This window comes from Streptomyces sp. R11 (assembly GCF_041051905.1).
Taxonomy (GTDB): Bacteria; Actinomycetota; Actinomycetes; order Streptomycetales; family Streptomycetaceae; genus Streptomyces.
The window spans coordinates 3,421,185-3,447,214 of the sequence record NZ_CP163432.1 but is presented as its reverse complement, the minus strand read 5'-3'; the positions used below and the strand labels follow the sequence as shown (position 1 = coordinate 3,447,214).

At 70.0% G+C, this 26,030-nt stretch carries 24 protein-coding genes and 2 tRNA genes; 13 read left to right on the top strand and 13 right to left on the bottom strand.

Annotated features, from left to right (window positions below; translation table 11 throughout):
- The first annotated feature begins 34 nt into the window (after positions 1-34).
- The 3 genes from AB5J55_RS15670 (at position 35) to AB5J55_RS15660 (ending at position 2,150) form a co-directional block, all read left to right on the top strand.
- Positions 35-814 carry an HAD-IIA family hydrolase gene (locus tag AB5J55_RS15670; protein WP_369271277.1) on the top strand — a complete coding sequence of 260 codons (780 nt, stop codon included), beginning with the start codon at positions 35-37 and terminating at the stop codon, positions 812-814.
- A 113-nt stretch (positions 815-927) separates the two neighbouring features.
- Complete coding sequence (locus AB5J55_RS15665; protein ID WP_369271276.1) at positions 928-1,482, top strand: hypothetical protein; 555 nt, start codon at positions 928-930, stop codon at positions 1,480-1,482.
- Between the two features lie 2 nt (positions 1,483-1,484).
- The gene (locus AB5J55_RS15660; protein ID WP_369271275.1) at positions 1,485-2,150 is read left to right on the top strand and encodes a class F sortase; all 666 of its coding nucleotides are present in this window, start codon (positions 1,485-1,487) and stop codon (positions 2,148-2,150) included.
- A gap of 203 nt (positions 2,151-2,353) precedes the next feature.
- Here AB5J55_RS15660 and AB5J55_RS15655 read toward each other — a convergent pair whose 3' ends face one another.
- Positions 2,354-3,043, bottom strand: a complete 690-nt coding sequence (locus AB5J55_RS15655) for an ANTAR domain-containing protein (protein ID WP_369271274.1) — start codon at positions 3,041-3,043, stop codon at positions 2,354-2,356.
- 251 nt (positions 3,044-3,294) lie between these two features.
- Between AB5J55_RS15655 and AB5J55_RS15650 the strand changes: the two genes are divergently transcribed.
- Positions 3,295-4,326 (top strand): glycoside hydrolase family 6 protein, encoded by a 1,032-nt coding sequence (locus AB5J55_RS15650; RefSeq protein ID WP_369271273.1) that lies wholly within the window; start codon positions 3,295-3,297, stop codon positions 4,324-4,326.
- A 57-nt stretch (positions 4,327-4,383) separates the two neighbouring features.
- Here AB5J55_RS15650 and AB5J55_RS15645 read toward each other — a convergent pair whose 3' ends face one another.
- The 4 genes from AB5J55_RS15645 to AB5J55_RS15630 all read right to left on the bottom strand — a co-directional run bounded on the left by AB5J55_RS15645 (position 4,384) and on the right by AB5J55_RS15630 (position 9,753).
- Positions 4,384-6,321 (bottom strand): galactose oxidase-like domain-containing protein, encoded by a 1,938-nt coding sequence (locus tag AB5J55_RS15645; RefSeq protein ID WP_369271272.1) that lies wholly within the window; start codon positions 6,319-6,321, stop codon positions 4,384-4,386.
- Positions 6,318-8,315 carry a glycosyltransferase family 2 protein gene (locus AB5J55_RS15640; RefSeq protein ID WP_369271271.1) on the bottom strand — a complete coding sequence of 666 codons (1,998 nt, stop codon included), beginning with the start codon at positions 8,313-8,315 and terminating at the stop codon, positions 6,318-6,320. Before AB5J55_RS15640 ends, AB5J55_RS15645 begins: the two co-directional genes overlap by 4 nt.
- A 325-nt stretch (positions 8,316-8,640) precedes the next feature.
- Positions 8,641-9,357: a FadR/GntR family transcriptional regulator gene (locus AB5J55_RS15635; protein WP_369271270.1), complete on the bottom strand. Its 717-nt coding sequence runs from the start codon at positions 9,355-9,357 to the stop codon at positions 8,641-8,643.
- A 322-nt stretch (positions 9,358-9,679) separates the two neighbouring features.
- Positions 9,680-9,753: transfer RNA gene (locus tag AB5J55_RS15630), tRNA-Lys, on the bottom strand.
- 184 nt (positions 9,754-9,937) lie between these two features.
- Here AB5J55_RS15630 and AB5J55_RS15625 point away from each other — a divergent pair.
- The 5 genes from AB5J55_RS15625 to AB5J55_RS15605 all read left to right on the top strand — a co-directional run bounded on the left by AB5J55_RS15625 (position 9,938) and on the right by AB5J55_RS15605 (position 15,847).
- Positions 9,938-11,644, top strand: coding sequence for a peptidoglycan-binding protein (locus AB5J55_RS15625; RefSeq protein WP_369271269.1), 1,707 nt, complete (start codon positions 9,938-9,940; stop codon positions 11,642-11,644).
- A gap of 57 nt (positions 11,645-11,701) precedes the next feature.
- Complete coding sequence (locus AB5J55_RS15620; RefSeq protein WP_369271268.1) at positions 11,702-12,841, top strand: SPFH domain-containing protein; 1,140 nt, start codon at positions 11,702-11,704, stop codon at positions 12,839-12,841.
- 147 nt (positions 12,842-12,988) lie between these two features.
- A complete protein-coding gene (locus AB5J55_RS15615; protein ID WP_369271267.1) occupies positions 12,989-13,594 on the top strand; it encodes a lytic polysaccharide monooxygenase in 606 nt (201 codons plus the stop codon).
- A gap of 92 nt (positions 13,595-13,686) precedes the next feature.
- Entirely contained in the window at positions 13,687-14,154 is a 468-nt protein-coding gene (locus AB5J55_RS15610) for a hypothetical protein (RefSeq protein ID WP_369271266.1), read from the top strand.
- A gap of 40 nt (positions 14,155-14,194) precedes the next feature.
- Entirely contained in the window at positions 14,195-15,847 is a 1,653-nt protein-coding gene (locus tag AB5J55_RS15605; RefSeq protein WP_369271265.1) for an AMP-binding protein, read from the top strand.
- Here AB5J55_RS15605 and AB5J55_RS15600 read toward each other — a convergent pair.
- The 6 genes from AB5J55_RS15600 to ehuB form a co-directional block, all read right to left on the bottom strand.
- Positions 15,813-15,886: transfer RNA gene (locus AB5J55_RS15600), tRNA-Lys, on the bottom strand. The genes AB5J55_RS15605 and AB5J55_RS15600 overlap by 35 nt on opposite strands.
- 120 nt (positions 15,887-16,006) lie before the next feature.
- Positions 16,007-16,765, bottom strand: coding sequence for an IclR family transcriptional regulator (locus tag AB5J55_RS15595; RefSeq protein ID WP_369271264.1), 759 nt, complete (start codon positions 16,763-16,765; stop codon positions 16,007-16,009).
- Between the two features lie 173 nt (positions 16,766-16,938).
- Positions 16,939-17,715 carry an ectoine/hydroxyectoine ABC transporter ATP-binding protein EhuA gene (gene ehuA / locus AB5J55_RS15590; RefSeq protein WP_369271263.1) on the bottom strand — a complete coding sequence of 259 codons (777 nt, stop codon included), beginning with the start codon at positions 17,713-17,715 and terminating at the stop codon, positions 16,939-16,941.
- 10 nt (positions 17,716-17,725) lie between these two features.
- Positions 17,726-18,376, bottom strand: a complete 651-nt coding sequence (gene ehuD, locus AB5J55_RS15585) for an ectoine/hydroxyectoine ABC transporter permease subunit EhuD (RefSeq protein ID WP_328881433.1) — start codon at positions 18,374-18,376, stop codon at positions 17,726-17,728.
- Positions 18,376-19,095, bottom strand: coding sequence for an ectoine/hydroxyectoine ABC transporter permease subunit EhuC (gene ehuC, locus AB5J55_RS15580; protein ID WP_369271262.1), 720 nt, complete (start codon positions 19,093-19,095; stop codon positions 18,376-18,378). The genes ehuD and ehuC overlap by 1 nt, the downstream gene beginning before the upstream one ends.
- Complete coding sequence (ehuB, locus tag AB5J55_RS15575) at positions 19,092-20,021, bottom strand: ectoine/hydroxyectoine ABC transporter substrate-binding protein EhuB (RefSeq protein ID WP_369271261.1); 930 nt, start codon at positions 20,019-20,021, stop codon at positions 19,092-19,094. The genes ehuC and ehuB overlap by 4 nt, the downstream gene beginning before the upstream one ends.
- Positions 20,022-20,068: 47 nt before the next feature.
- Here ehuB and AB5J55_RS15570 point away from each other — a divergent pair, with 47 nt between their 5' ends.
- Positions 20,069-20,566, top strand: a complete 498-nt coding sequence (locus AB5J55_RS15570) for a DUF3830 family protein (protein ID WP_369271260.1) — start codon at positions 20,069-20,071, stop codon at positions 20,564-20,566.
- A gap of 48 nt (positions 20,567-20,614) precedes the next feature.
- Here the strand turns inward: AB5J55_RS15570 and AB5J55_RS15565 are convergent, their stop codons facing one another.
- A complete protein-coding gene (locus AB5J55_RS15565; RefSeq protein WP_369271259.1) occupies positions 20,615-22,015 on the bottom strand; it encodes an amidase in 1,401 nt (466 codons plus the stop codon).
- Between the two features lie 23 nt (positions 22,016-22,038).
- Positions 22,039-23,034, bottom strand: coding sequence for a D-2-hydroxyacid dehydrogenase (locus AB5J55_RS15560; RefSeq protein ID WP_369271258.1), 996 nt, complete (start codon positions 23,032-23,034; stop codon positions 22,039-22,041).
- A gap of 180 nt (positions 23,035-23,214) precedes the next feature.
- Between AB5J55_RS15560 and AB5J55_RS15555 the strand changes: the two genes are divergently transcribed.
- From AB5J55_RS15555 to AB5J55_RS15545, 3 genes are all read left to right on the top strand, one after another.
- Positions 23,215-24,006 (top strand): aspartate/glutamate racemase family protein, encoded by a 792-nt coding sequence (locus AB5J55_RS15555; RefSeq protein WP_369276193.1) that lies wholly within the window; start codon positions 23,215-23,217, stop codon positions 24,004-24,006.
- Between the two features lie 26 nt (positions 24,007-24,032).
- Positions 24,033-24,764, top strand: a complete 732-nt coding sequence (locus tag AB5J55_RS15550) for a decarboxylase (RefSeq protein ID WP_369271257.1) — start codon at positions 24,033-24,035, stop codon at positions 24,762-24,764.
- 151 nt (positions 24,765-24,915) lie between these two features.
- Positions 24,916-26,025 (top strand): LLM class flavin-dependent oxidoreductase, encoded by a 1,110-nt coding sequence (locus tag AB5J55_RS15545; protein WP_369271256.1) that lies wholly within the window; start codon positions 24,916-24,918, stop codon positions 26,023-26,025.
- The last annotated feature ends 5 nt before the right edge of the window (positions 26,026-26,030 follow it).

Below are 26,030 nucleotides of genomic sequence, written 5' to 3'. Positions count from 1 at the left end.
GCTCATCCCGTACGCAGGCCAGGAGCACAGCAACATGGCAGACCGCAAGCCCATCGATTCTTGGCTCACCGACATGGACGGCGTGCTCATCCACGAGGGCGTTCCGATTCCCGGCGCCGACGCCTTCATCAAGAGGCTGCGCGAGTCCGGCAAGCCCTTCCTCGTCCTCACCAACAACTCGATGTACACCCCGCGTGACCTGCACGCCCGGCTGAAGCGCATGGGCCTGGAGGTGCCGATCGAGAACATCTGGACCTCGGCGCTGGCCACCGCCAAGTTCCTCGACGTCCAGCGCCCGGGCGGCTCGGCGTACGTCATCGGCGAGGCCGGCCTGACCACCGCGCTGCACGACATCGGGTACATCCTCACCGACCACGACCCGGACTACGTCGTCCTCGGTGAGACCCGCACCTACTCCTTCGAGGCCATGACCAAGGCCGTCCGGCTGATCAACGCCGGCGCCCGTTTCATCTGCACCAACCCCGACGAGACGGGTCCGTCGACCGAGGGTCCGCTGCCCGCGACCGGCGCCGTCGCCGCGCTGATCACCAAGGCGACCGGCAAGCAGCCGTACTTCGCGGGCAAGCCGAACCCGCTGATGATGCGGACCGGCCTGAACGCCATCGGGGCGCACTCCGAGTCCAGCGCCATGATCGGCGACCGCATGGACACCGACGTGCTGGCCGGCATGGAGGCCGGGATGCAGACGTTCCTGGTGCTCACCGGGCTGACCAGGCCCGAACACGTGGAGAACTTCCCGTACCGGCCGTCCAAGGTCGTGGACTCCATCGCGGACCTCGTCGACCGGATCTGAAACCCGGGGACGGGGAAACGGGGCGCAACACGACCCGTACGGAGCAGTGCGGCCCCGCTGAGGATGCGTGGCCGGTGCCCCGGGGGGAGTCTCCAGGTAACTGGAGGTTCACGATGGGATCACTGCGGGTCACTCTCTGTGCGATGGCCGCCCTGGGCGCGGCCGCCGTCGCTCCGGCGGCATACGCGGCGGACGGGGGTGTCTCGGTCAGCCCGTCGTCCCCCCGCCCGGGCGCGGACATCGCGCTGCGAGTGAGCGGATGCCCGGAGCGGGCCGCCGAGGCCGTCTCCGAGGCGTTCGTCGCCGACGCCCGCCTCACCGTCGGCGCCGACGGCACCCTCACCGGCGAGAGCCGCATCCGCTCCACCCTCAAGGCGGGCACGTACGACGTAAAGATCGCCTGCGGGGAGCTGTCCCGCACGGGCGCGGTCACGGTCGCCGGACCGCAGGGCGCGCGGCACGGGGCGGAGCCGTCGGGCCCCGCCTCTCCCGTGGCACCCGTCCCCGCCGGCGGCGGTGGCACCGCCCGGCTCGCCGTCGTGGACGCCCGTGAGGCCGGTCCCGGCACGGCGCACACCGTGACCGGACTGGTCCTCGCCGGCGTCGCCGCGACCGCCGTGGCGCTGCGCAGCGCCCGCCGCAGCCGCGAGCAGCGCAGGCCGCGCTGACCATGGCCGAGCACGAAGGCCCCGGCTACGGGGGCCGCCTTCTCATGGGCGTGGCCTGGACCGTGCTGCTCCTCGGACTGTGGCTGTGGGGGCGCGAGGTCACCGACGTACAGCACGGCATCTCCGCGCCCGTGGCCGGCGACGTCGCCGCGGTCGGCCGGCCGCCGCAGGTGGACCTGCCGCCCGCCGCACGTCCTTTGGGCGACGCGCTGCCGCAACGCCTCGACGTCCCCGGACTCGGGATCCAGGCCCCGGTGGTCGCCCGGGGCCTCGACCGCCACGGCGCCATCGATCCACCGCCCTACGCCCAGGCCGGCGACGTCGGCTGGTACGCGGCGGGGGTGAAGCCGGGAGCCGTCGGGGCCGCGCTGATGGTGGGCCACGTCGACACCGAGAGCCGCCCGGCCGTGTTCCACCGCCTCCGCGCGCTGAAGCCGGGCGCGACGGTCCGGGTGCTCCGCGACGACGGCAAGGTCGCCGAGTTCACCGTGGACGACGTCGACGTCGTCCCCCGCGACCACTTCGACGCCCACCAGGCCTACGGCGCCCACCACCGGGGCCGCGCCGAACTGCGCCTGCTCACCTGCGGCGGCACCTTCGACCGAACGACCCGCACCTACACGGCGAACGTGATCGTGTCGGCGTACCTCACGGGGTCGGGGCTGTGACGGGCGCGGCCGTTCACCTGGCCCGGCCGACGACCGCTCCCCCGAAGTCGCCGACCGGGCCGGTCCTCGACCGCGCGCGCACGGGCTGCGGGAGTAACCCGGCGACCGGCGCGGGAGGCTTTGTGTGACCAGAGTTGGGGGGCTCGTCCGACCGGGGGCTGAGGTCGTCCGGCAATGACTCTAGAGCGGATGGCGGCCGGGGCCTAGAGAAAGTTCGCGGGGGTACTACGCGCGTCCTTCGCCGTCCGCGCCCTCCGCCGCCCGGCGCCGTCCGCGACCCGTTCCATGACCTCCTGCGCGATCCGGTCCAGCGGCAGCCTGCGCCGGCGCGCGTACTGCCGCATCGCCACGAAGGCGTGATCGGCGGGAGTGTGCCGGCGCTCGGCGAGCATGCCCTTGGCCTGTTCGATGCGCACCCTGCTGGACTGCGCCTGCTGCAACTGACCGGCGAGGGTGCGGCACTGGACGTACGTCGTGTTGTTCTCCAGGCCCAGGGCCGCGCAGTCGGCGAGGAGCCGGGCCAGCCGCAGCGTCGTACCGTGCTCGGACGGGGAGCCGCCGGTGCGGTCGGCGCCGAAGACGTTGAGCGCGCCGAGCAGCCGGTCCGGCGGCGCAGCGGGACCGCGTACGTCGTGGCGGTATCGTGGGCGAGCGTCCGCTCCGTGAACCCGGGCCGGCGGGAGTCCGTCCGGGCCGTCCTGATCGAGACCGGCACCGCTCGCCCGGAGCTGTAACTGTCCAGACAGGGCCCGCCGCCGTACTGGGCCCGCAGCAGCTCCTAGGCGACCTCGCGGTCCGCGCCGCCCGCCGCCAGCGACACCGCGCGGCCGTCGTCGATCAGCATGAACCCCGCGCCCCAGCACCCCCACGCAGTGGTCGGCGACGCCCGACAAGCAGTGCGCGGCCTCGAAGCCGTCGACGAGCGTGTCCGACCGACTCCACCAACGCCTTGGCCAGCCGGATCTCCCGGGTGCTCCGGTGCATGACCGCACCCTCCCCTTCCCCTGGCGCCCTTTTCCCCAGTCGTCGTGGCAGCCGTCACAGTGGCTGTAACAGCTCCCCGACAAGGTTCGGCGAACTCGTGTGCCCCACGACACGTATGTCAGGATTGAGACTTGGAACAGTGCACCCGAGGGGGAGCTGGATGTACCTGAACAGGGGGGCCTGGCGGGGGGCTCGCGCGCGGACGTCCGCGGTGGTGCTGGGGGCGGCACTGCTGGTGGCGGGCTGTTCGTCCTCCGGGGACGGCGACGACCCCGACGACAACGCCGGCGCCGGAATCACTCAACAGCCCAAGGAGACCGACCCGTTCTGGGTGAACCCGGACGGGAACGCGGCCGAGCAGGTGGCGGCCTATGTGAAGGCCGGCAAGAAGGAGGACGCCGAGGAGATCCGCAAGATAGCGGAGCAGCCGACGGGCGAGTGGATCGGCCCGGAGAGCCCGGAGGAAGAGGCACGCGGCTTCACCGAGGCCGCCGACAAGGCGGGCCGTACGGCCCTGCTGGTCCTCTACAACATCCCGCACCGCGACTGCGGCCAGTACTCGCAGGGCGGCGCCGCCGACGGCAACGCCTACCGGAGCTGGATCGACGGCGTGGCCAAGGGCATCGGGGACCGGGACACGACGGTGATCCTGGAGCCGGACGCGGTACTGCACCTGGTCGACGGCTGCACCCCCGGCGAGTTCCACGAGGAGCGCTACGACCTCCTCAAGGGCGCCATCACCAAGCTCAAGTCCCTGAAGAACACCAAGGTCTACGTCGACGCCGGCAACGCCGGCTGGGGACACCCCGACCAGATCTTCGAGCCGCTGAAGCGGGCGGGCATCGACCAGGCCGACGGTTTCTCCGTCAACGTCTCCAACTTCTACACGACCGAGGACTCGATCAAGTACGGCAAGGAGCTCTCCACCAAGGTGGGCAACAAGCCGTTCGTGATCGACACCAGCCGCAACGGCAACGGCCCCTACACCGAAGGCAACCCGGACGAGCGCTGGTGCAACCCGCCGGGCCGTGCGCTGGGGGAGACGCCCACGACCAAGACCACCGACCCGCTGGTCGACGCGTTCGTGTGGGTCAAGCGCCCGGGCGAGTCGGACGGCGAGTGCAAGGGCGGACCGAAGGCGGGCGAGTGGTGGGGGGATTACGCCCTGAAGCTCGCGAAGGCCAGCAAGTAGCTCCTGAATGAAATTGGGGCGCCCTCCGTCGCGGATGGCGCCCCAATTACGGTTCCGCTACGGGACCTTGACCCACTGCGCCTTGCTCGGCGTGCCCTGGTCGTCCGTCACGAACAGCATGTACCAGCCCGACGGAACCAGGTTCCGGTTCGTCGGCACAGTCACCGTGACCTTGTCACCGGACTTCTTGAAGTCCAGCTTCACCGACCGCTGGTCGACATCCGTGACGTGCGTGGAGGCGCTCGGCCGCATCAGCCGTACGTTCTCGATGGACGAGGCGTGCTGCGAGGTGAACGTGCCCGTCCCGCCCCGCTTGATGGTCTGCGGACCACCCGACAGCGTCGGCTGCGCGTCCCGGTACAGATACGGCGGCGTGTAGATCTCGATCCGCTGCTCGAACTCGCCGGGCTTGGTGTTGGCCTTGTCGGCGTAGAGCGAGTCGGAGCCGAAGAACATCACACGGCCGTCGGGCAGCAGGATCGACCCCGAGTGGTAGTTCCGGCCCACCAGCGGGTCGGCGACCCGGTCGAGGGACTTCGCCCCGGGGCGGTAGAGGTGCGCCTGGAGGATGTTGGAGTCGCCGCGGCCCCGGTAGTCCTCGGAGCCGCCCGACACCAGCACGGTGTCGTCCGGCAGCACCGAGGCCTGCGGATACCGCGTGCCCTTCTCCAGCGAAGGTCCGTCCACGAACTTCGGGCTGTCGGCCTGCAGGTCGATCAGCCGCGTCTTCTCGCTCGCCTCCTTGGACTCACCGACGCCACCGCCGCCGATCACCATGTACTTCTCGTCCTGCGCGGGCGGCAGCAGCACCGTGCCGGAGGTCTCCAGCAGCTTGGGGTCGCTCAGCCCGGGCAGCTTGCTGAACTTGTTGGTGTCGACGTCCCAGATGCCGGGGTCGCGGCCCACGTCGTCGGGACCGTAGCCGGCGTTCGAACCCGAGTAGAAGATCTTGCCGTTCTCCAGCGGAAACAGCGCCGGGTACGTCGGGAACTGCCGCACCTTCGTCAGGTACGTCCACTTCTTGGTCTTCGGGTCGTACACCTCGTTCTTGCCCGGCACCAGCTGGCCGATGTCGTCGAGGCCGGAGACGCTGAGGATCTTGCCGTCGCTCAGGGTGGTGAGCGTCGGGTACCAGCGGGCCTCGTGCATCGGGTCGACCTTGATGTACTTCTCGGCGACCGGGTCGAACTCATAGGCGTCCCGGATCCCCTGGAAGTCCTTCTTGTCCAGGGCGAGCTTCTGCGCGATGCCGTACGTGTTACGCGCGTCCGTGCCGGTCAGGCCCTGGACGCGGTAGTTGTCCTGGGTGCCGGTCTCGTACTTGGCGCCCTTCTTCTGCGCCTCGACGTAGATCCGGCCGAGACCGGGGTCGTTGCGCAGGAACTCGCCGGTCGCCTTGTCGAAGACCTTCTTCGCGCGCGGCACCAGCACCGGGTCCTTGGAGACGAACGTCTTGCCGTTCTCCTTGCCGGTGAACTTGGTGCCCGCGGGCAGCGTGATCGGCTCGTCCGGGTTCTCGTTGTGGACGATCATCAGGCCGCCGGCCTTGGTGACGTCACCCTTGAGCTTCTCGTACCGCTTCGTACCGCCCGCGATCAGCAGGTTGCCGTTGGACAACTGGGTGTGGCCGGTGCAGAACAGGTCGTTCGGCGTCGGCACCTTCTTGATCGTGCCCTTGACCGGGTCCCAGATCCGGGTGTCGTACTTCTTCGCGTCGAAGTTGTCCTGGTTGTTGCCCGAGCCCGCGATCAGCAGCACCTTGCCGGTGTGCAGGAGCGCCGCGTGGATGGTGTTCTGGCGGTACTCCTCGGGGAAGTCGACGATCTCCCACTTGCCGTTCTCGGCTTTGTACTCGGGTCTGTTGATCTGGTACTGGTGGTATTTCTCGGTGCCGACGCGATACAGCCACGGCCCGTTCATTCCGGCCAGCGCGAGCACCACCGCCGTACCTATCGCGAGTCGACGGGCGCGGCGGCGGCCTGCACGGTCGTTCATTCCTTACGTCCCCCAAGTCCACCAAGGGCGATCTGCATGGTCTGGTCGGTGCCGCTGCCGGAGGCGGCCCAACTCGGTTTGTGCTGCGGCGCGTGCGCCGCGTGCGGGGCATGGGACGCGTGCTGCGCGGGCAGCGGTTGCGTCTCCGGCTGATACGGCGCGGGCTGCGCCGGCACAGGCTGCGCCGGGGCCGCCGCGGCGGGCTTCTTCTTCTCCTGCCGCAGCATGTAGCGCCAGGCGAAGATCGGCGTCGCGGTGATCAGCATGGCGAACGTCGCCCAGATGATCATCGCCGGGTGCGAGTGGCCGTACACGAAACCGGCGGTGATCGAGGCGCCGAAGATCCCGATGAAGTACCAGTGGTACCGGAAGGTTCCGAACCACCGGTCGGGGCTCGCGGAATCGCCCTTGGGAGTGACCACGAACTTGCTCTTCTTGCGCAGCGCGGAATCGATCAGCGCCTTCGCGTACAGCGGCGCCGACAGTGCGGACATCACCATGCCGGCCACACCGCCGGAGCCCTCGGGCTCGTGCGGCGAGACGTTGTGGCGGCGGTTCCAGACGTACAGGCCGATCTGGAGCGCGGAGGCGTTGCCGTAGAGCATCAGCCAGATCGTCGGGTCGATGTTCACACCCGAGGCGCCCAGGCCCAGGAACAGCGCACAGCTCAGCGCCGCCAGGATCCAGTTCAGGGCCGACATCGGGTAGAAGATGATCATCATCGTGTAGTTGAAGAGCTTGCTCGGCGGCAGCGAGTACCAGCCCTTCCAGTACTGCTTGAGGATCGTCTCGTACGTCCCTCGCGACCAGCGCATCTGCTGGGTGAAGAAGTCCGTCCAGGCGCTGGGGCCCTCACCGACGGCGAGCACGTCCGGCGTGTAGACCGAGCGCCACTTCTTGCCCGTCGCCGGGTTCTTGTGGCGGTGGATCTCGAAGCCGGTCGCCATGTCCTCGGTGATCGAGTCGTACAGACCGCCGATCTGCTTGAGCGCCTTGATGCGTACGGCGTTCGACGTACCCACGAACATCGGGGCGCCGTAGCGGTTGCCGGCGCGCTGGATGAGGGCGTGGAAGAGGAACTGCTGCGACTCGGCGGCCTTGGTGACGAAGTTGTCGTAGTTGCCGTACACCTGCGGGCCGATGACGAAGCCGACGTTCGGGTCGCGGAAGAAGCCGAGCATCCGCTCCAGGTAGTTCGGCAGCGGCACGTGGTCGGTGTCGACCGAGGCGAAGAAGTCGTAGTCGTCGCCGTGGGCGTCGAGCCAGGCGTTGTAGTTGCCGTGCTTGGTCTTGGCGCGGTGCGGGCCCTTGGCCTGGTTCCACTTGGCGACGCCCTTGCGGGAGAAGTGGTGCACGCCGAGCCGCTTGCAGACCTCCTTGACCTCCGGGTCGTCGCCCTCGTCGAGCAGCCAGATGTGCAGAAGGCCCCGGTGGCGCAGCTTGACGGCCGCCTCCAGGGTCTTCGTCACCATCTCCAGCGGCTCCTTGCCGGGCACGAAGGAGGTCAGGAAGGCCACTCTCGTGCCGGTCTCGGGAACCACCGGGATCGGGTCGCGGGCGACCAGCGTGGCGTGCGCGTTCGACAGCACGTTCATGCAGCGGAAGAACTCGATCAGACCGATCGAGACGAGCATCACGATGTCGAGCGCGGGCAGGAAGTCGAAGGCGGGATAGTCGCGTTCGGTCCAGTGCTCGGGCTGCAGCAGCCAGAACAGCAGGACCAGCGACAGCAGCGGAGCGGCCGCCAGCATCAGCGCGACTCTGATCCGGTGCGGCTCCTGCGAGATCAGTGAGCGGTACTCGACCCGGTACGGCTTGTTCGGGTCGGGCTGGGTGAGGGGACCGGCCAGCCGGCTGTAGTGCTCGTAGTCGTACTTCGGCAGCGTCTTCTTGATCCGGCGGAACGCGCCGGTCCGGGTATGTGACGGCACCCTTAGCTGGGTGGTCTGAGACGGGTCGAAGTTCTGCCGGGCGCCCGTCGGCGTCGACGTCATGAGTCATCCCCCCACACGCGGGTAACCCCACGTGTCTGTCGGTTCCTTGACGACTGCTCCGGTCCCCCTCGACCTTCACAGACGTATCAGTGGTGGGCCGCAGTCACCACGTCTTCCACACCTTAGACATGGAACAGCGACCTTCCGGTTGCATCATGCCCCCCTCGGCATGCGGTCATGAACGGGGCCCCTACTCCCCGGCGAAAACCGGCAACCGGCTCCTTGCCCCCCAACTGCCGCGTATCCGCAGCATCTTGAAAAACCAATCACCAGAGTTCTACGCCGTTCCGCATGATCGCAAGATGCGAAACGAGGTGTTTACCGGTCATACGCGCTCATTGTGGCACCTGTGGGGGTGTTGTGTACCCGCCGTGGATACCCGTGCACGGATGTTGCCGAAGTGCTCCCGTATGGCCCCCTCTGCTCGTATCGCATCACCCGACCGCACCGCGTCCACGATCTCCCGGTGCTGCCGGCAGGTGACCAGCGGATCCTGCGGAGCACCCCCGAGATCTGTGTGGACGCGGTGGAAGGCGTCCCAGAACGCCTCCATGACCTCGCCCAGCAGCGCGTTGTCCAGCCCCCGGTAGAGGGTGGCGTGAAACGCCCGGTCGGTCTCGGCGATGCCGTCACCGCCGCGCGCGGCCTGCTCTTCCATACGGTCGACGAGCGCATCCAGTTCAATGAGGTCGGCATCCGGGATCCGCCCCGCGAGCCGGGACACCAGCCCCGTCTCCACGGCCTCCCGCAGCTGCACCAGCTGGAGCAGGGTGTCCTCGCCCCGGTAGTGTCCGGCGACCGTGCGGAAGGCGAGGCCCTCGATCATCGGGGCCAGGGACATCGTGCCGACGTAGGTGCCGAAGCCGTGCCGGATCTCGACGATGCCCATCGCCTGCAACCCCTTGAGCGCCTCGCGCACGGAGTTGCGGCTGGCGCCCAGATGAGCCATCAGCTCGGGCTCCGTCGGCAGCGGGGCCCCGGAGGCCAGCCGGCGGTCGATGATGAGCTTCTTGATCCGCTCCTGGAGGTCACGCGCTGCCATGGCCAGAGAGTATCCGGCCAAACCCGCGAAAAGCCCCCCGCTTGCACGAGGGGCTTCCAGTCCGAAGGGGGTGTGGGTGGCGGAGCCCCCACGACGCGCGGGGCAGCCGCGCAGGAACGACGATGGCGAGCCATGATCGCAGAAAGCGCGATCATGGCTCCCCATCGTCAGCGTGCGCCGCCAGGGACTCGAACCCCGGACCCGCTGATGCTGCATTATCCCGGGGGATGACCCCCGGACCCCCAGCCGCACCTGCAGGGCCCAGAAGGGGCAACCCCACGTGCGAAGGCCCCCCGCAGTTGCGAGGGGCCTTCACTGTCTGTGCGCCGCCAGGGACTCGAACCCCGGACCCGCTGATTAAGAGTCAGCTGCTCTAACCAACTGAGCTAGCGGCGCTTGCTGACGGCGTAACTCTACATGACCTGCGGGGGTGGTCCTGACCCCGGGCGCGGGGTGGCCGGGGGGCTCCGGGGCGGGCGTAAACCATTCGGACCGTCAACATGCGAGTCCGGAAGACAGTTGTGAGACTGGCGGGGTGTACTGCCGCGGAGATATCCACCTGGAGTGTGAGGGGAATCGCATGGAGACTCGGACTCCGGTATTCGAGGAATTCGACCCTGCGAGTGACTGCGACTGCCCGGGATGCGTTCACTGGAGACGCGTTCTGCCACATTCCACGACCGGCCGCCACCCGGCCGCCCACCGGGCGCTGATCCTCGCCGCAGCCGCCTCCACGACCCTCGCCGTAGGCCATACGGCCCCGGCCCTCGCCGCCCCCCACGTCACCGATCGTCCGGGCGTTCCCGCAGGTGACGAGCCCAATACCCCCCAAGGAGGCCGGGCCCCGCTGCACGGCCCGGGCGGGCAGCCGGTCACACCGGCCGGCCCGGTCAAGACGCCCGCGACCACCCGCGCGGAGATCATCACGCGGGCCAAGAAATGGGTCGCCGCGAAGGTTCCGTACAGCATGTCCAAGTACTGGTCGGACGGATACCGGCAGGACTGCTCGGGCTTCGTCTCGATGGCCTGGAACCTGCCCGGAAACGAATGGACCGGCAGCCTCCACGAGTACGGCGTACGCATCACCAAGAAGGACCTGCAGCCCGGCGACATTCTGCTGTTCCACAATCCGGCGAACCCTGAGAAAGGCTCGCACGTCGTCATTTTCGGCGGCTGGACGGACCACACCCACACCTACTACGTCGCCTACGAGTCGACACCGCCGCACGCCCGCCGGAAGACCACCCCGTACGCCTACTCGAGCCATTCCGACCGCTATGTGCCCTACCGCTACAAGGGGCTCAAGAGCGCCACGACGGCTACGGAACCGGCCACCGGGAAGCAGGAGACCGCGAAGCCGGCCACCACCACCGAGCCGGCCATCGGGAAGCAGGAGACCGCGAAGCCGGCTACCACCACCGAGCCGGCCATCGGGAAGCAGGAGACCGCGAAGCCGGCTACCACCACCGAGCCGGCCATCGGGAAGCAGGAGACTGCGAAGCCGGCTACCACCACCGAGCCGGCCATCGGGAAGCAGGAGACCGCGAAGCCGGCTACCACCACCGAGCCGGCCATCGGGAAGCAGGAGACCGCGAAGCCGGCCACCACCACCGAGCCGGCCACCGGGAAGCAGGACACCACCGAGCCGGCCATGGCTGAGCCCACCACCCCCGAGCCGGACACCACCCCCAAGCCGGCCACCCCCAAGCCGGCCACCCCCAACCCCGGAGCCCCGCGGAGCGCGACGGCGTACCCGGGGCGGGCGTATTTCGGCCCAGGGGCCAACAACAAGCACGTCGACCGGCTGGGCCGCCTCCTCGTCGAGCGCGGCGCCGGCCGGCACCACCCCTCCGGTCCCCGTTCGCGCTGGACGGACGCGGACCGCAGGGCCACGCAGGCCTTCCAGCAGGCGCAGGGCTGGCGGGGCCAGGAAGCGGACGGGCTGCCGGGGCCGCGGACGTGGCTGCTGCTGGTGACGGGCAAGGGCAAGGACGTGCCGGGCGGGGCGGTGGGCGCGGCCGGGCCCGCGCAGCCGGCGTCGCACGGGGTGCCGGGCTATCCCGGGCGGGCGATGTTCCGGCCGGGCGCCGACAACGAGTACGTAACCCGGCTCGGCAGACAGCTGGTGAAGAAGGGGTTCGGCAAGCACTACAAGAACGGGCCGGGACCGCGCTGGGGCGAGGCGGACCGGCGGGGCGTCGAGGCCTTCCAGCGTGCTCAGGGCTGGCGGGGCGGCGCGGCGGACGGCCTTCCGGGGCCGGAGACCTGGCGGCGGCTCTTCTCGTAACGCCGCAATCCGACAACCACTGTTGTGACGCATCTGGCGCGGAGGCTGGAGGCACCCATGGCCACGACCACTTCTCATACGCCCGAACCCGAGGGGCTCGCGGGGCTCGAGGGGCCGGCCGACGTACCCGCCCGGCCCGCGCGGTTGATCCACAACGAGGTGACCACCGAGATCCCCGTCCATCTGCTGTTCCGCGACGAGGCGGGCCCGGTGTCGGTGCCGCTGAGACCGACGGTCGTGGCGCGCCGGCAGGGCACGGGGGAGCAGCCGCGGCTGCGCCGCCCGATGCAGTCGAAGCCGCGTCCCGCTCCGGAGGTCGACCCCGACCTGGTGGAGCGGCCCGCGCGGGTGCTGCCCGGGGCGGCGGGGGTGCTCGCCGGTGCCTTCGGGGCGGCCGGGTGCCTGGCCACCTCGTGGTGGGCCGGAGTGCTGCCGCAGCTGGCGGTGGAGGCGCTGCGGTTGCCGGCGTCCGCGGGAGCGGGGCTGGGGCCGGCGCAGTGGGCGGCGTACGCGGGGGCCGGAGCTCTTGGGTGCGTAGGCCTGGGCGGGCTCGCGCGGGGGCGTACCGGGCGGGCCTGGGTGCTCGGGTTGTTCGGCCGCTATCAGGGGACGGTCCGGCGCACCGGCCTGCTGTGGGTCAACCCGCTGCTGCTGCGCCGCCGGGTCGACGTACGGCTGCGGCACTGGCGCAGTGAGGCGATGCAGGCGGCGGACGGCAACGGGGTGGCGCTGCGGGTGGTCGTCCTGGTGGTGTGGCGGGTGAAGGACACTGCGAAGGCGGCGCTCGGGGTGGAGGACCACGAGCTCTACTTGCGCGAGTGCGTCGAGGCGGCGCTCGCCCGGGTGCCGGTGGAGATGCCGGGTGCCACGCGGGGGTCCGCCGAGATGACCGCGGACGCGTTGACCCGGACGGTCGCGCGGGACGCGGGCATGGTCGGGCTGGAGGTGTTCTCGGTGCGGCCGGTGCGGGTGGAGTACGCCCCCGAGGTCGCCGCCGCCATGCACCGCCGCCGTATCGCCGCCCTGGACGCGCAGGCCCGGGCGACCATGCTCACCTCGGTCGTCGACTCGGTGGAGGACACGGTGACGACGCTGACCATGCGGGGCCTGGTGGACCTCGACGACTACGAACGCAAGGCGCTGGTCAAGGACTTGACGGTGGCGTTCTGTTCGGGGCGGGGGGAGACGGCCGTCTGACGGCGCGATTCCCACGGCGTGCACCTGACGGCACGTCGAACATGTTCGTCGATTGGTATGGACATGTTCAACAGTCAGCAATAATCTGAGACTTGGTCTAGACCTGCAAGCTCGCCGAACTTCCCCCACGTTCCCAGGAGCAGCAGCATGCGCAGAAAGACCAAGCTGTCCGCCGCCGTACTCGGACTCACCACGGCCGGAGCCCTCGTGCTCTCCGCCGGGGGCGCGTCCGGCCACGGCTACACCGACCTCCCCATCAGCCGTCAGAAGCTCTGTCAGAACGGCACCGTGACCAACTGCGGCTCCATCCAGTGGGAGCCGCAGAGCGTCGAGGGCCCCAAGGGCTTCCCGGGCTCCGGTCCGGCCGACGGGTCGATATGCAACGGCGGGCTGGGCCAGTTCAGTCAGCTCAGTGCGCCGAAGACGCCGTCGGGCGGCGCCTGGCCCACCACCAAGGTGACCGGCGGTCAGAACTACACCTTCCGCTGGCAGTTCACGGCCATGCATGCCACGACCGACTTCCGGTACTACGTCACCAAGCCGGGCTGGAACCAGAACCACAACCTGTCCCGCTCCGACCTCAACCTCACGCCGTTCTTCACGGTCCCGTACAACGGGCAGCGGCCGCCGTCCACGCTCTCGCACAGTGGCAGGCTGCCGTCCGGGCTGAGCGGCCACCACGTCATCCTCGCGGTGTGGACGATCGCCGACACGAGCAACGCGTTCTACGCCTGCTCGGACGTCACGTTCTGAGGTTCTCTTGAGTCAGCGCCCCGGCCGGCGTGGGTAGATCACTCCCACGCCGGCCGATCGGGGTCGGCGCGCCGATCTCGGGGGGACGAACCATGGACGCGATCTTCTACGTCATACCCGGCCTCGTCATGGCCGTGGCCTTCTTCGTGGCCTACCGGGTGGTCCACCGCTCACTGCAGATGCGCAGTGCGTGGAACAGCGGACTGACCGCGCAGGCACGCTGTCTGCGGTCGTACACGACCGTGAGCGGCGGCCACGGCAGCACGTCCGTGCGCACCACCCTGCACCACGTGTACGAGTTCGTCGCACGCGACGGCCGCCTCGTCCGGTTCGAGGAGGAGGGCGGGCCGGGCACGCGGGTCGAGGGCGACCTCGTCACCGTCCACTACGCCGAGGGCGAGCAGGTGGTGGCCACGGCCCATGCGCCGGGGCACGCCAGGCAGGCGGCGGCCACCGTCGGCATCCTCGTGTTCCTCGGGGTGGTCGTGCTGTTCTGCGTCGGTTTCATGTCCTCCTACTCGGACATGTCCTCGGGCATGGACCCGATGGGCGCCTTCTGATGCTCCATATCTGACGATCCATCAACTATCGTGCGCGGCCATGGAGTCCACTACGGGACGCACGGTCGCGGAGCTCGTGGCGGCGCGGTGGGGCGACCACCGGCCGGGGCTGTGGTTCGAGGGCGGGATGCTCACGCAGCACGAGATGGCGGCCGGGGCCGCCGTCCGGGCGGCACTGCTGGCCGACCTGCTGCCGCCCGGAGTCGAGCCGCACATCGGGGTGCTGCTCGACAACACCCCCGAGTACCCCCTGTGGCTGAGCGCGGCCGCGCTCGCGGGGGCCGCCGTCGCCGGGATCAACCCCACCCGCCGCGGCGCCGAGCTCGCCCGCGACATCCTGCACACGGAGTGCCGGGTACTGATCACCGAGCGGGCCCACCTGCCCCTCCTGACCGGCCTCGACCTGCCCGGCCTGCGCCTGCTGCTGACCGACTCGGCGGAGTACGAGGCCCTGCTCGCCCCGTACGCCGACGCGCGGCCCGACGCCTCCCGTGCCGCCCCGCACGACCGGCTCCTGCTCTACTTCACGTCCGGATCGACCGGCGCCCCCAAGGCCGCGATCTGCAGCCAGGGACGGCTGGCCGCCGCCGGACGTTCACTGGCCGAGCAGTTCCGCGTCCGGCCCGACGACGTGCACTACGTCTGCATGCCGATGTTCCACGGCAACGCGGTGATCGCCGACTGGGCGCCCGCCCTCGCGGCCGGCGCCGGCGTGGCGCTGCGCCGGCGGTTCTCGGCGTCCGGGTTCCTGGCGGACGTACGGGCGTACGGGGCGACGTACTTCACCTACGTCGGCCGGGCGATCCAGTACCTCCTCGCCACCGAGCCGCACCCCGACGACCGGGACAATCCGCTGCGGCTCGGCTTCGGGACGGAGGCGGGGGCGCAGGACGCGGTGGCTTTCGAGCGGCGATTCGGGGTGCGGCTGGTCGAGGGCTACGGCTCCTCCGAGGGCGGGGCCGCGATCCCGTGGGCGCCCGGGACTCCCCGGGGGTCGGTGGGTCGGGCGGGGCCCGGACTCGTCGTACTGGACTCGGAGACGCGGAAGGAGTGCCCGCCCGCGGTCTTCGATCCGGCCGGGCGGCTGCTGAACGGCGAGGATGCGATAGGGGAGCTGGTGAACCGGGGGCCGAACCCCTTCGAGGGGTACTGGCGCAATCCCGAGGCGGAGGCCGAGCGGCGGCGGGACGGCTGGTACTGGACCGGTGATCTCTTCTACCGGGACCGTGACGGCTATCTCTACTTCGCCGGCCGCACGGACGACCGGATCCGCGTCGACGGCGAGAACCTGGCCGCCGCGATGATCGAGGACATCCTCGCGCGGTACGAGGGGGCGGTGGCCGTCGCCGTGTACGCCGTGCCCGATCCGGTGACCGGGGACCAGGTGATGGCGACGATCGCCGGGACCTTCGATCCGGAGGCCTTCGCGGACTTCCTGGCCGCTCAGCCCGATCTCGGGACCAAGATGGCGCCCCGGTTCGTGCGGGTGGTGGAGCGGATGCCGGTCACGGCCACGAACAAGATTCACCGGGCGGGGCTGCGGAGGGAAGGCGTACGGTGCGCCGACCCGGTGTGGTGGCGGCCGACCGGAGAGCAGACGTATCGCAGACTGGAAGACGCCGAAGGGCCTCCCGCTCCCACGAGAGGCCCTTCACCGGTGCGCCGCCAGGGACTCGAACCCCGGACCCGCTGATTAAGAGTCAGCTGCTCTAACCAACTGAGCTAGCGGCGCATGACTCGCGCCGACCGCGTTCACTGTGCTCTCGCGGCTGGCGACGGAGAAAATACTACCCGGTCCGCGGGGGTGCTTCTGACCACCCTGAGCGCCCCCGGATCACCGGGCCCGCGAGGCCTAGATCGCCAGGGAGAGCAGCACCGGCGCCGCGTTCCGGTTCAGCGCGTCCGCCGCCTGGCGCAGTCGGTGGGCGTGCTCGAGCGGGAGCGACAGGGCCAGGCAGCCCACCGACGATCCGGCCGTGATCGGGACCGCCGCGCACACCGTGCCCACCGCGTACTCCTGGAGGTCGAGGTGGGGGACCGTCGGCGGCTGGGACTCCAGGCGGGAGAGCAGGACCCGGTCGCTGGTGATGGTGCGCGAGGTGAGACGGGCCATCTTGTGGCGGGAGAGGTGATCGCGCCGGCCGTTGTGGTCGAGCTGTCCGAGCAGGCTCTTGCCGATCGCGGTGGCGTGGGCGGAGAAGCGGAAGTCGACCCACTCGTTGACCACGGGGGTGGCCGGCCCCGCCGCGTACTGGTCGATCTTGATCTCGCCGTCGACGTACCGGCTGATGTAGACGGCGGCGCCGACGGAGTCGCGCAGCCGGTCGAGGGTGCGCTGGAGGTTCTCGCGCAGGGCCTGCTCGCGGCCCTGCGCGGCGCCGAGGCGGGCCAGGGCCTCGCCCGTGACGTACGCCCCGTCGGCGACCTGCTCGACGTAGCCCTCGCGGCGCAGCATCAGCAGGAGGCCGGGCAGGCGCTCGGGGTCGATGCCCGTGTGCCGCGCGAGCTCGACGTCGGTGACTCCGGTGCTGTGCCGCGCCACGGTCTCCAGGACGCGCAGGGCGTCCTGGGCCGAGTGGTACGGCGTCGTCGGCTCGTGCTGCAGCGCCACGGTTCCCCCTGCGGTCGCACGTCGCTTCTCATTGGGCCGGGTTCGTGTCAGCCAATCTCCTTCACGATAACGGGCAAGAGGCTTGTAGTGAGCGGTTGTTGACGAGATTGCGACGCCCTCAACTGCGGTACCAGCACTCTGACATATGCCCACGTCATGGGCAGGTCCCGAAGTCACAGCACAGCGCTGAGGAACTCCCTCGTGCGGTCGTTCTCCGGGTCGTTGAAGATCTTCTCCGGGCTACCGGACTCGATCACCCGGCCGGAGTCGAACATCAGGACCTGGTCCGAGATGTCCCGGGCGAAATTCATCTCGTGGGTCACGCAGAGCATGGTGATGTCGGTGGTGCGGGCGATGTCCCGCAGCACGTCGAGGACGCCTGCGACCAGCTCCGGGTCCAGCGCGGAGGTCACCTCGTCGAGCAGCAGGATCTGCGGCCGCATCGCCAGTGCCCGCGCGATCGCCACCCGCTGCTGCTGGCCGCCGGACAGCTGGGTCGGGCGGGCGTCGCACTTGTCGGCGAGGCCGACCAGGTCGAGCAGCTCGCGGGCGCGCGCCTCCGCCTCGTCCTTGGGCAGACCGAGGACGGTGACCGGAGCCTCGGTGATGTTCCGCAGCACGGTCATGTTCGGGAAGAGGTTGAACTGCTGGAACACCATCCCGATCTTCTTGCGGACCTCGCGGACCTGCTTCTCCGGCGCCGGGAAGAGCTTGTCCCCGGCCACCGTGATGCTGCCCTCGTCCGGCTTGAGCAGGGTCATCAGCAGCCGCAGGATCGTCGTCTTGCCGGAGCCGGACGGGCCGATCAGGGTGACGTGCTTGCCGGACTCGACCGAGAAGTCGAGGCCGTCGAGGACCGTGTTGGACCCGAAGCGCTTGGTGACGTGGTCGAAGTGGATCAGTTCGCTGCCGTCCACCGGCGGGTTGGCGCTCGCGTCGGGATCTTTCATCAGAGGGGTGTCAGCGGACAAGGCGTCGCTCCAGGGCTCGTACGAGAAGGGAGGCCGGGTAGGCGATGAAGATGAAGGCCACACCGATGACCGTCAGGGGCTCGGTGAACTGGAAGGTGTCCTGCGCGAACAGCCGCGCCTGGCCGAGCATCTCCATGACCGTGATCGTCATCAGGATGGGTGTGTCCTTGAGCATCGCGATGACGTAGTTGCCGAGTGCCGGCACGACCCGGCGGATCGCCTGCGGGAGGATCACCACCCGCCACGTCCTGGTCACCGGCAGGTTCAGTGCCGTCGCGGCCTCCCACTGGCCGACGGGCACCGCCTCGATGCCGGCCCGGTAGACCTGCATCGTGTACGTCGAGTAGTGCAGCCCGATCGCGAAGACGCCGGTGGTCAGCGCCGAGGCGGTGATGCCCCACTCGGGCAGCACGTAGAAGAGGAAGAACAGCTGCACCAGCAGCGGGGTGTTGCGGATGAACTCCGTGACCGCCCCGACCGGCCAGCGCACAAAGCGGCTCGGTGCGCGCATCAGCAGCGCCCACACCAGACCCAGCGCGAACGAGATCAGCGAGCCGAGGGCCAGGATCTGCAGGGTGAGCAGCAGTCCGTCCCAGAAACGCGGCATGAAGTCGGCGACAGCGCCCCAGTCCCAGGTCATCAGAGAGCACCTCCCGCGCCGACGCCGGTCGTTTCAGGACGGTGCAGCTCCTGGTCGGGCGTGCGCCCGACGGACTTGCCGACACCGGCCTTGAGCTTGCGCTCCAGTCCGCGCATGCCCCGCGTGAGCAGGAAGGCGATGACGAAGTAGATCACCAGGACATACGTGTAGATCTCCGCGCTCTCCTGGAGCGCGAGGCGCACCAGGTTGGCGCTGAAGGCCAGGTCGCCCATGCCCATGACGGACACCAGCGCGGTGCCCTTGAGCAGTTCCACCAGCAGGTTGTTGAACGAGGGGATCATCTCCGGCACCGCCTGCGGCAGCAGGATCAGCCGCATCCGCTGCCACGGCGTGAAGCTGAGCGCGATGCCGCCCTCACGCTGTGCCGGATCGACGGAGTTGAGGGCGCCGCGCACGATCTCGGCACCGTACGCCCCGTAGGTCAGCCCGAGTGCCAGCGTGCCCGCCCACAGGGGCACCAACTGCCAGCCGAACGCGACCGGCAGCACGAAGAACACCCAGAAGATCATGATCAGGGCGGAGGTCCCGCGGAACACCTCGGTGTAGACGCCCGCGAGGAAGCGGACTATCCACAGCCGGTGCGTGCGGGCCATGCCGACCCCGAAGGCGACCGCCGTTGCCACCAGTGTGCTCAGCACCAGCAGCTGGACGGTGATCCAGATTCCTTGGAGTACGAGTTCCCAGAGTCCCGAGGTCATCCGCTCTTCCCTCCGCCGCACAGCTCCTTCGCGGTGAGGTCGGTCATCTCTGCCTCGGTGAAGCCGAAGGGCTTGAGGATGCGGAACAGTTCGCCGCTCTTCTTCAGCTTGTGCAGCTCGACGTTGAAGGCGTCCCGCAGCGCGGTCTCGGTCTGCCGGAACGCGAACGCCCCGCCGTCGACGTGCGGTTTGCCGCCGACGAGGGGTGCGAAGGCCTTGGTGGACTCCGCCTTGGCCGACTTCTTGACGACCTCACGGGTGGTCAGCGCCGTACCGGCGAAGACGTCCACGCGTCCTGCCTCGACCGCGTTCAGCCCCGCGACCTGGTCCGGGACGATGAGGATGTCGCTCTCCTTGTACCCCGCCTCGACGGCGTACTGGATCTCGGCATAGCCGGTCCCGGTGGCGAACTTGGCCTTCTTCTCGACGACGTCCTTGTAGTTGTGCAGCCCCTTCGGGTTGCCCTTGCGCACGATGAAGGAGTCGAGCATCTGATAGTCGGGGTCGGAGAAGATGACCTGTTCACAGCGCTCGGGATTGACGTACATCCCGGCGGCGACCGCGTCGAACTGCTGGGAGTTCAGTCCGGGGATCAGCGACCCGAACTCGGTGGGCACGGGCTGCACCCGGTCCACGCCGAGCCGCTTGAATATGACCCTCGCCAGCTCGGGGGCCTCACCGGTGAGTTCACCGTTCTTGTCGATGTACCCGAAGGGAATCTCACCCGCGATTCCGAGCCGTACGACACCGGCGGCGCGCAGCCGGTCGAGCAGCTCGCCGCCTTCCTTGGTGGAGGCCGTTGCCACACGCGAGCAGCCCGCCGCACCCAGCGCGCCGAGCGCCGCCACCCCCGCGAGCAGCGACCGGCGTGTGGTCCCAGATCTGTGTTCGACTTGTGTTCGGACATGTTCCATAGGTGGAGCCATGGCGGCGCGGCTACCCGAGACCATGCGATGTATGCACCCTGGAATGCATGACTGAACGGTTCATCGAGGTGTCGCTGGTCAAGCGGGGCATCCACTGCACCGCAAAGCTCCTGGACGATCGCGCCCCGCTCACCTGCGCGGCCGTCTGGGACGCCCTGCCCCTGGCCGGGGACGTCTACCACGCCAAGTACGCCCGCAACGAGATCTACGCCCTCTTCCCGCCCTTCGCGGAAACGGAGCCGCCGCTGGAAAACCCGACCGTCACCCCAATTCCAGGCGATCTGTGCTATTTCGCCTTCGCCGGAACGGAACTGGGCACCAAGTCCTACGGCTACGACCGTGAGGTCCGCCCCGGCACGACGGTGGTCGACCTGGCCCTGTTCTACGAGCGCAACAACCTGCTCCTGAACGGCGACGTGGGCTGGGTGCCCGGCATCGTCTGGGGCCAGATCGTGGAGGGCCTGGAAGAGCTGGCCCAGGGCTGCAACGACCTGTGGCGGGCGGGAGCGCTCGGAGAGTCGCTGAGGTTTCGGCGGCTCGAGTGACGCGTCGCCCGGGCGCGCCCCTCGAAGTGATCGACACCGGTACGACGGTCAGTTCCCGGAGGGTGTGAGCCCGGCCCAACCGGTCTCGTACAGCGCGTGAGCCGCCCGTAGCACCAGATCGTCCCGGTGCCGGGCGGCCACGAGTTGCAGGCCGATCGGCAGGCCGTCCCCGTCGGTGCCGACAGGGACGGTGGCCGCCGGCTGCTGGGTCAGGTTGAAGGGGTACGTGAACGGCGTCCAGCCCGTCCACCTGCGATGCCCCGAGCCTTTCGGGACCTCGGCGCCCGCCTCGAAGGCCGTGAGCGGGAGGGTCGGGGTGACGAGGAGGTCGTAGGTGTCGTGGAAGTGGCCCATGCGGCGGCCCAGTTCCATACGGACGTCCACCGCGGCCAGATAGTCGAGCGCGGACAGGCGGGCGCCCGTGTCGCAGACCTCCCGGAGGCCCGGGTCGAGCAACTCCCGCTGGTGCGGCCCCAGATGCTGGGTCACCCGGGCGGCCCCGGTGAACCACAGCGTGTGGAAGGCGTCCACCGGGTCGGTGAAGTCGGGGTCGGTCTCCTCGACGAACGCGCCCAGCCCCGCCAGCCGCTGCACCGCCTGCCGTACCGCCGCCGCGACCGCCGGGCGCACCGCCACCTGGCCGCCGAGGGAGGGCGAGTAGGCGACGCGCAGCCCGTGCACACCGCCGGCCAGGCCCGACACGAACGAACCCGGCGCCGACGGCAGGGCCGACCAGTCGCGGGAGTCGGGCGTGCCGATGACGTCCAGGAGCAGGGCCGCGTCGGCCGCGTCGCGGGTCATCGGGCCGACGTGCGCCAGGGTGCCGAAGGCGCTCGCCGGGTACAGCGGAACGCGGCCGTACGTCGGTTTCAGGCCGAAGATGCCGCAGAACGCCGCCGGGATACGGACACTGCCGCCCCCGTCCGTGCCCAGCGCGAGCGGCCCCGCGCCGAGCGCCACGGCCGCCGCCGCGCCGCCGCTGGAACCGCCCGCGGTGCGGGTCGGGTCGTACGGGTTGCGGGTGACGCCGGACCGGGGTGAGTCGGTGACGCCCTTCCAGCCGAACTCGGGGGTCGTCGTCTTGCCGAGGAAGACGGCGCCGTGCGCGCGCAGCCGGGCCACGGAGGGGGCGTCCTCGTCCCAACTGCCCGTCTCGGAGATGGTTTTCGAGCCCTTCAGCGTCGGTCCGCCGCGCATCAGCAGGATGTCCTTCACGGTGACCGGAACCCCGTCGAGCAGCCCGGCCGGTTCGCCGCGCCGCCAGCGGTCCGCCGACGCGCCGGCCTGCGCGAGGGCCTCCTCGGCGGTCAGGCGCACGAAGGCATTGACCTCCGGCTGGATCCGTTCGGCCCGCTCCAGGGTCGCGCGGGTGGCGTCGACGGGGCTGAACTCTCCTTTGCGGTAGCCGTCGAGGAGTTGTACGGCGGTCAGTTCGGTGAGATCCGTCATGCGTCGCCCTCCAGCCGTAGACATCAGCGTCCGGGTACGTACCCGCGCTGCTTGTCGACCACGTTCAGCAGCGGTCTGCCCGCCTCCCAGCGCTCGTACAACTCCACGAACTGAACTCCGAGTTCATCCCGCCAGCCGATCGTGTCCCCGCTCATGTGCGGCGAGACGATCAGGTTCGGGACCTGCCACAACGGGCTCTCGGGGGTGAGGGGTTCGTGCTCGAACACGTCGAGCGCGGCCCCCGCGATCCAGCGCTTGGCCAGGGCCTCGGCCAGCGCGTCCTCCACCACCAGCTGCCCGCGCCCGACGTTGATGAACCGGGCGGAGGGCTGCATGACGCCGAAGCGGCGGGCGTCGAACATGCCGTGCGTTCGGTCGGTGAGCGGCGCGGCCGCGATCACCCAGTCGGCGCGGGCGATCAGCCGGTCGAGGTCGTCGGGGCCGTGGATGCCGGTGCGCGGGGTCCGGCCGACCAGCGCGGTCGTGATGTCGAGGGCCTTGAGCGTGCGGGCGATCGCACGGCCGATGGGGCCGGTTCCGACCACGCAGGCGCGCGTGCCGGCGACCCGCTGCCCCTCCCGGTGCCGCCACTCCCGGGCGGCCTGCAGCTCCAGGGTTCTGGGCAGGTCCTTCGCCATCGCCAGCACCAGCGCGGCGACGTACTCGGCGATCGGCTGGTCGAAGATTCCGCGCGCGTTGGTGACCAGGGTGTCGGACTCGGTGAGCTCCGGGCACATCAGATGGTCCACTCCCGCGCTGGCCGTGTGCACCCAGCGCGGCCGGGGTCCCTCACCCGGCCACGCGTGCCGTACGGCGTGGGAGCTGAAGTCCCAGACCAGCAGCACGTCGGCGTGCGGCAGCCGCTCGGCGAGGGTCGACTCGTCCGCGTGCTCGACACGGGCGCGACCGGTGAGGCGGCCGAGGCGGGGGAGGGGCTCGGCGTCGAGGACGAGAAGTGTCGGCGGGGTGCCGGAGCGGGGGTCGGAGGCGGGTGTCGGACCGGGGGTGGGTGCCGTCATACGGGGTCGTCTCTCCGGGGTTTGCGGGGCGATTCTCGGAGTTCTGCTGCATCGGATGGCCGTCTGACATGCGAGGTTTGACCACGCTCGCACCCGAACCTACCTTCGTCAACACGGGCGTGCGTACGGTCCGTTGCTCACCTGTTTCTCGTAGTGAGGGCGGTGCCTGCAATGAGCTCCCTGGACATCTCCTTCCTCGGCGGACCTCGACCCCAGCGCGGGGTCGGAGTCGTCGCCCCCTTCGACTTCGCGCTGGACCGGGAACTCTGGCGCTGGGTGCCGGACGAGGTCTCGCTGCACCTGACCCGAACACCGTTCGTCCCGGTCGAGGTCAGTCTCGACCTGGCCCGTCTGGTCAGCGAGCACGAGACGCTGAACGAGGGCGTGCGCACCCTGAACGCGATTGCCCCCGAGGTCATCGCCTACGCCTGCACCTCCGGCAGTTTCGTCGGCGGCATCGCGGGCGAGCGGGCGATGTGCGAGGCGATGACCCGGGCGGGCGCGGTGCCGGCCATCACCACGTCCGGCGCGCTCCTGGAGGCACTGTCCGAGCTCGGCGTGCGGCGGGTGGCGCTCGTGACGCCGTACACCGTGTCGGTGACGCGGGCGCTGGAGGAGTACGTGGCGGAGGCCGGGACCGTGGTCACGGGGTGCGCGTTCATGGGCCTGACCCGGCACATCTGGAAGGTGCCGTACCGCGATGTGGCCGACATGGCCCGCCAGGCCGTACGCCGTGCCGCCGACGCCCTCTTCATCAGCTGCACCAACCTCCCGACGTACGACGTGATCCCCCAGCTGGAGGCGGAGCTGCGCATCCCGGTGCTCTCGGCCAACCAGGTGACCATGTGGGCTGCACTGCGCCGACTGGGTACCCGAGCGGTGGGGCCGTATCAGGCGCTGATCGATCCGGCGGCGCGTGGCGGTGCGGCACTTCCGGAAGTACCGGATGTACCAGAGCAGGAACAGCAATAGGAGCAGCAAGCAGCAGGAAGGCTGACATGACGGCACTCGGATTCCTCTACCCGGGCCATTCCGCCGAGGACGACTATCCACGCATCGAGCAGTTGATCGGCAGCGACATCCGGCTCGACCTGGTGCACACCGACATCGGCGAGGACGCGCACCGGGTGGACGCGCTGCTGCGGATGGGCTCGGCCGAGCGGCTCGCGGCGGGCGTGGAGGCGCTGCGGCTGACGGGCGCCGAGGCGGTTGTGTGGGCGTGCACGAGCGGCAGCTTCGTCTACGGCTGGGAGGGCGCCCACGAGCAGGTGCGCACCCTGGCCGTCGCGGCGGGCATGCCGGCGTCGTCGACGTCCTTCGCCTTCGCGCACGCGGTACGCGAGCTCGGGGTGCGGCGGGTGGCGATCGGCGCGACGTACCCCGACGACGTGGCGGGTCTCTTCTCGGACTTCCTGCGCGCCGCGGAGGTGGAGGTGGTGTCGGTCCGAGGGTCCGGCATCATCACGGCTGCGGAGGTCGGCACCTGGGGCGAGAAGGAGGTGTTCGCCCTGGCGAAGGAGGCCGACCACCCGGACGCCGAGGCGGTCCTCCTCCCGGACACGGCCCTCCACACCGCCTCCCACATCCCGGCCCTGGAGCAGCACCTCTCCAAGCCGGTGCTCACCGCCAACCAGGTCACGGTCTGGGAGGCCCTGCGCCTCACGGACCGCCGCGTGAACGCCCCGGCCCTGGGCGAGCTGTTCACCAGGGAGCCGATCGTCCAGGCATAGCGCCGCCTCTTCGGTCACCGTCCCCGGGGGTTCCGCCCCCAGGGACGGGGGCGGGGGAACAGGGGCGGGGGACAGGGGCCGGGAATAAACCGGAGTCACCCTCCTGTTAACGCCGGACGGACACCGCACGGCACAACCGCAGGAGGCACGCGTGGCGGCAGACGAGACCCGGGGCCCGGCAGACGAGATCCGGGGCACAGCACAAGGCACCGCCCCGGTACCCCTCTCCGTACTGGACCTGGTCACGGTCAGCTCCGGCCACACGGCCACCGAAGCCCTCCGCACCAGCGTCGAGCTGTCCCGCCTCGCGGAGGCCCGGGGCTTCCACCGCTACTGGGTCGCCGAACACCACTCCATGCCGGGCGTGGCCTCGTCCTCCCCCGCGGTGATCCTCGCCCACCTGGCCGCCCACACCACCCGCATCCGCCTCGGCTCAGGCGGCGTGATGCTGCCGAACCACGCCCCGCTGATCATCGCGGAGCAGTTCGGAACCCTGGAGGCCCTGGCCCCCGGACGCATCGACCTCGGCCTGGGCCGGGCCCCCGGCACGGACGGCGCCACGGCGGCCGCCCTGCGCCGCACGGACCACCTGAACGAGGGCGCCGACGACTTCCCCGAGCAGCTCGCGGAGCTCACCCGCTTCCTCGACGACGACTTCCCGGACCGCCACCCCTACCGCCGCATCCACGCCGTTCCCGGCCCCGTCCAGGCGACGTCACCCGGCGGCGTCCAGTCCCCGCACCGCCCCCCGATCTGGCTGCTCGGCTCCTCCGGCTTCAGCGCCCGCCTCGCCGCCGTCCTCGGCCTGCCCTTCGCCTTCGCGCACCACTTCTCGGCCCGGAACACCATCCCGGCCCTGGACCTGTACCGCGAGTCCTTCCGGCCCTCGGCCGTACTCGACCGCCCGTACGCCCTCATCGGCGTCTCCGCGCTCGCCACCGACGAGGAGAAGGAGGCCCGCCGCCAGGTCGAGGCCGCCGCCCTCGGCATGGTCCGCCTGCGCACCGGCCGCCCCGGCCTCATCCCGGCGCCGGAAGAGGCCGAGGCCTACGAATTCACCCCGATGGAGCGCGAGTTCGCCGACTCCTGGAACGCCAACGTCATCCACGGCACCCCCGACGAGGTCCGCTCCGGCCTCGACGACCTCCAAAAGCGCACCGGCGCGGACGAGTTGATGATCACGAGCAACGCGCCCGGCATGGACGTACGCCTGCGCTCGTACGAACTCATCGCGGATGCCTACGGGTTGCCGGGAGCCTGACCCGG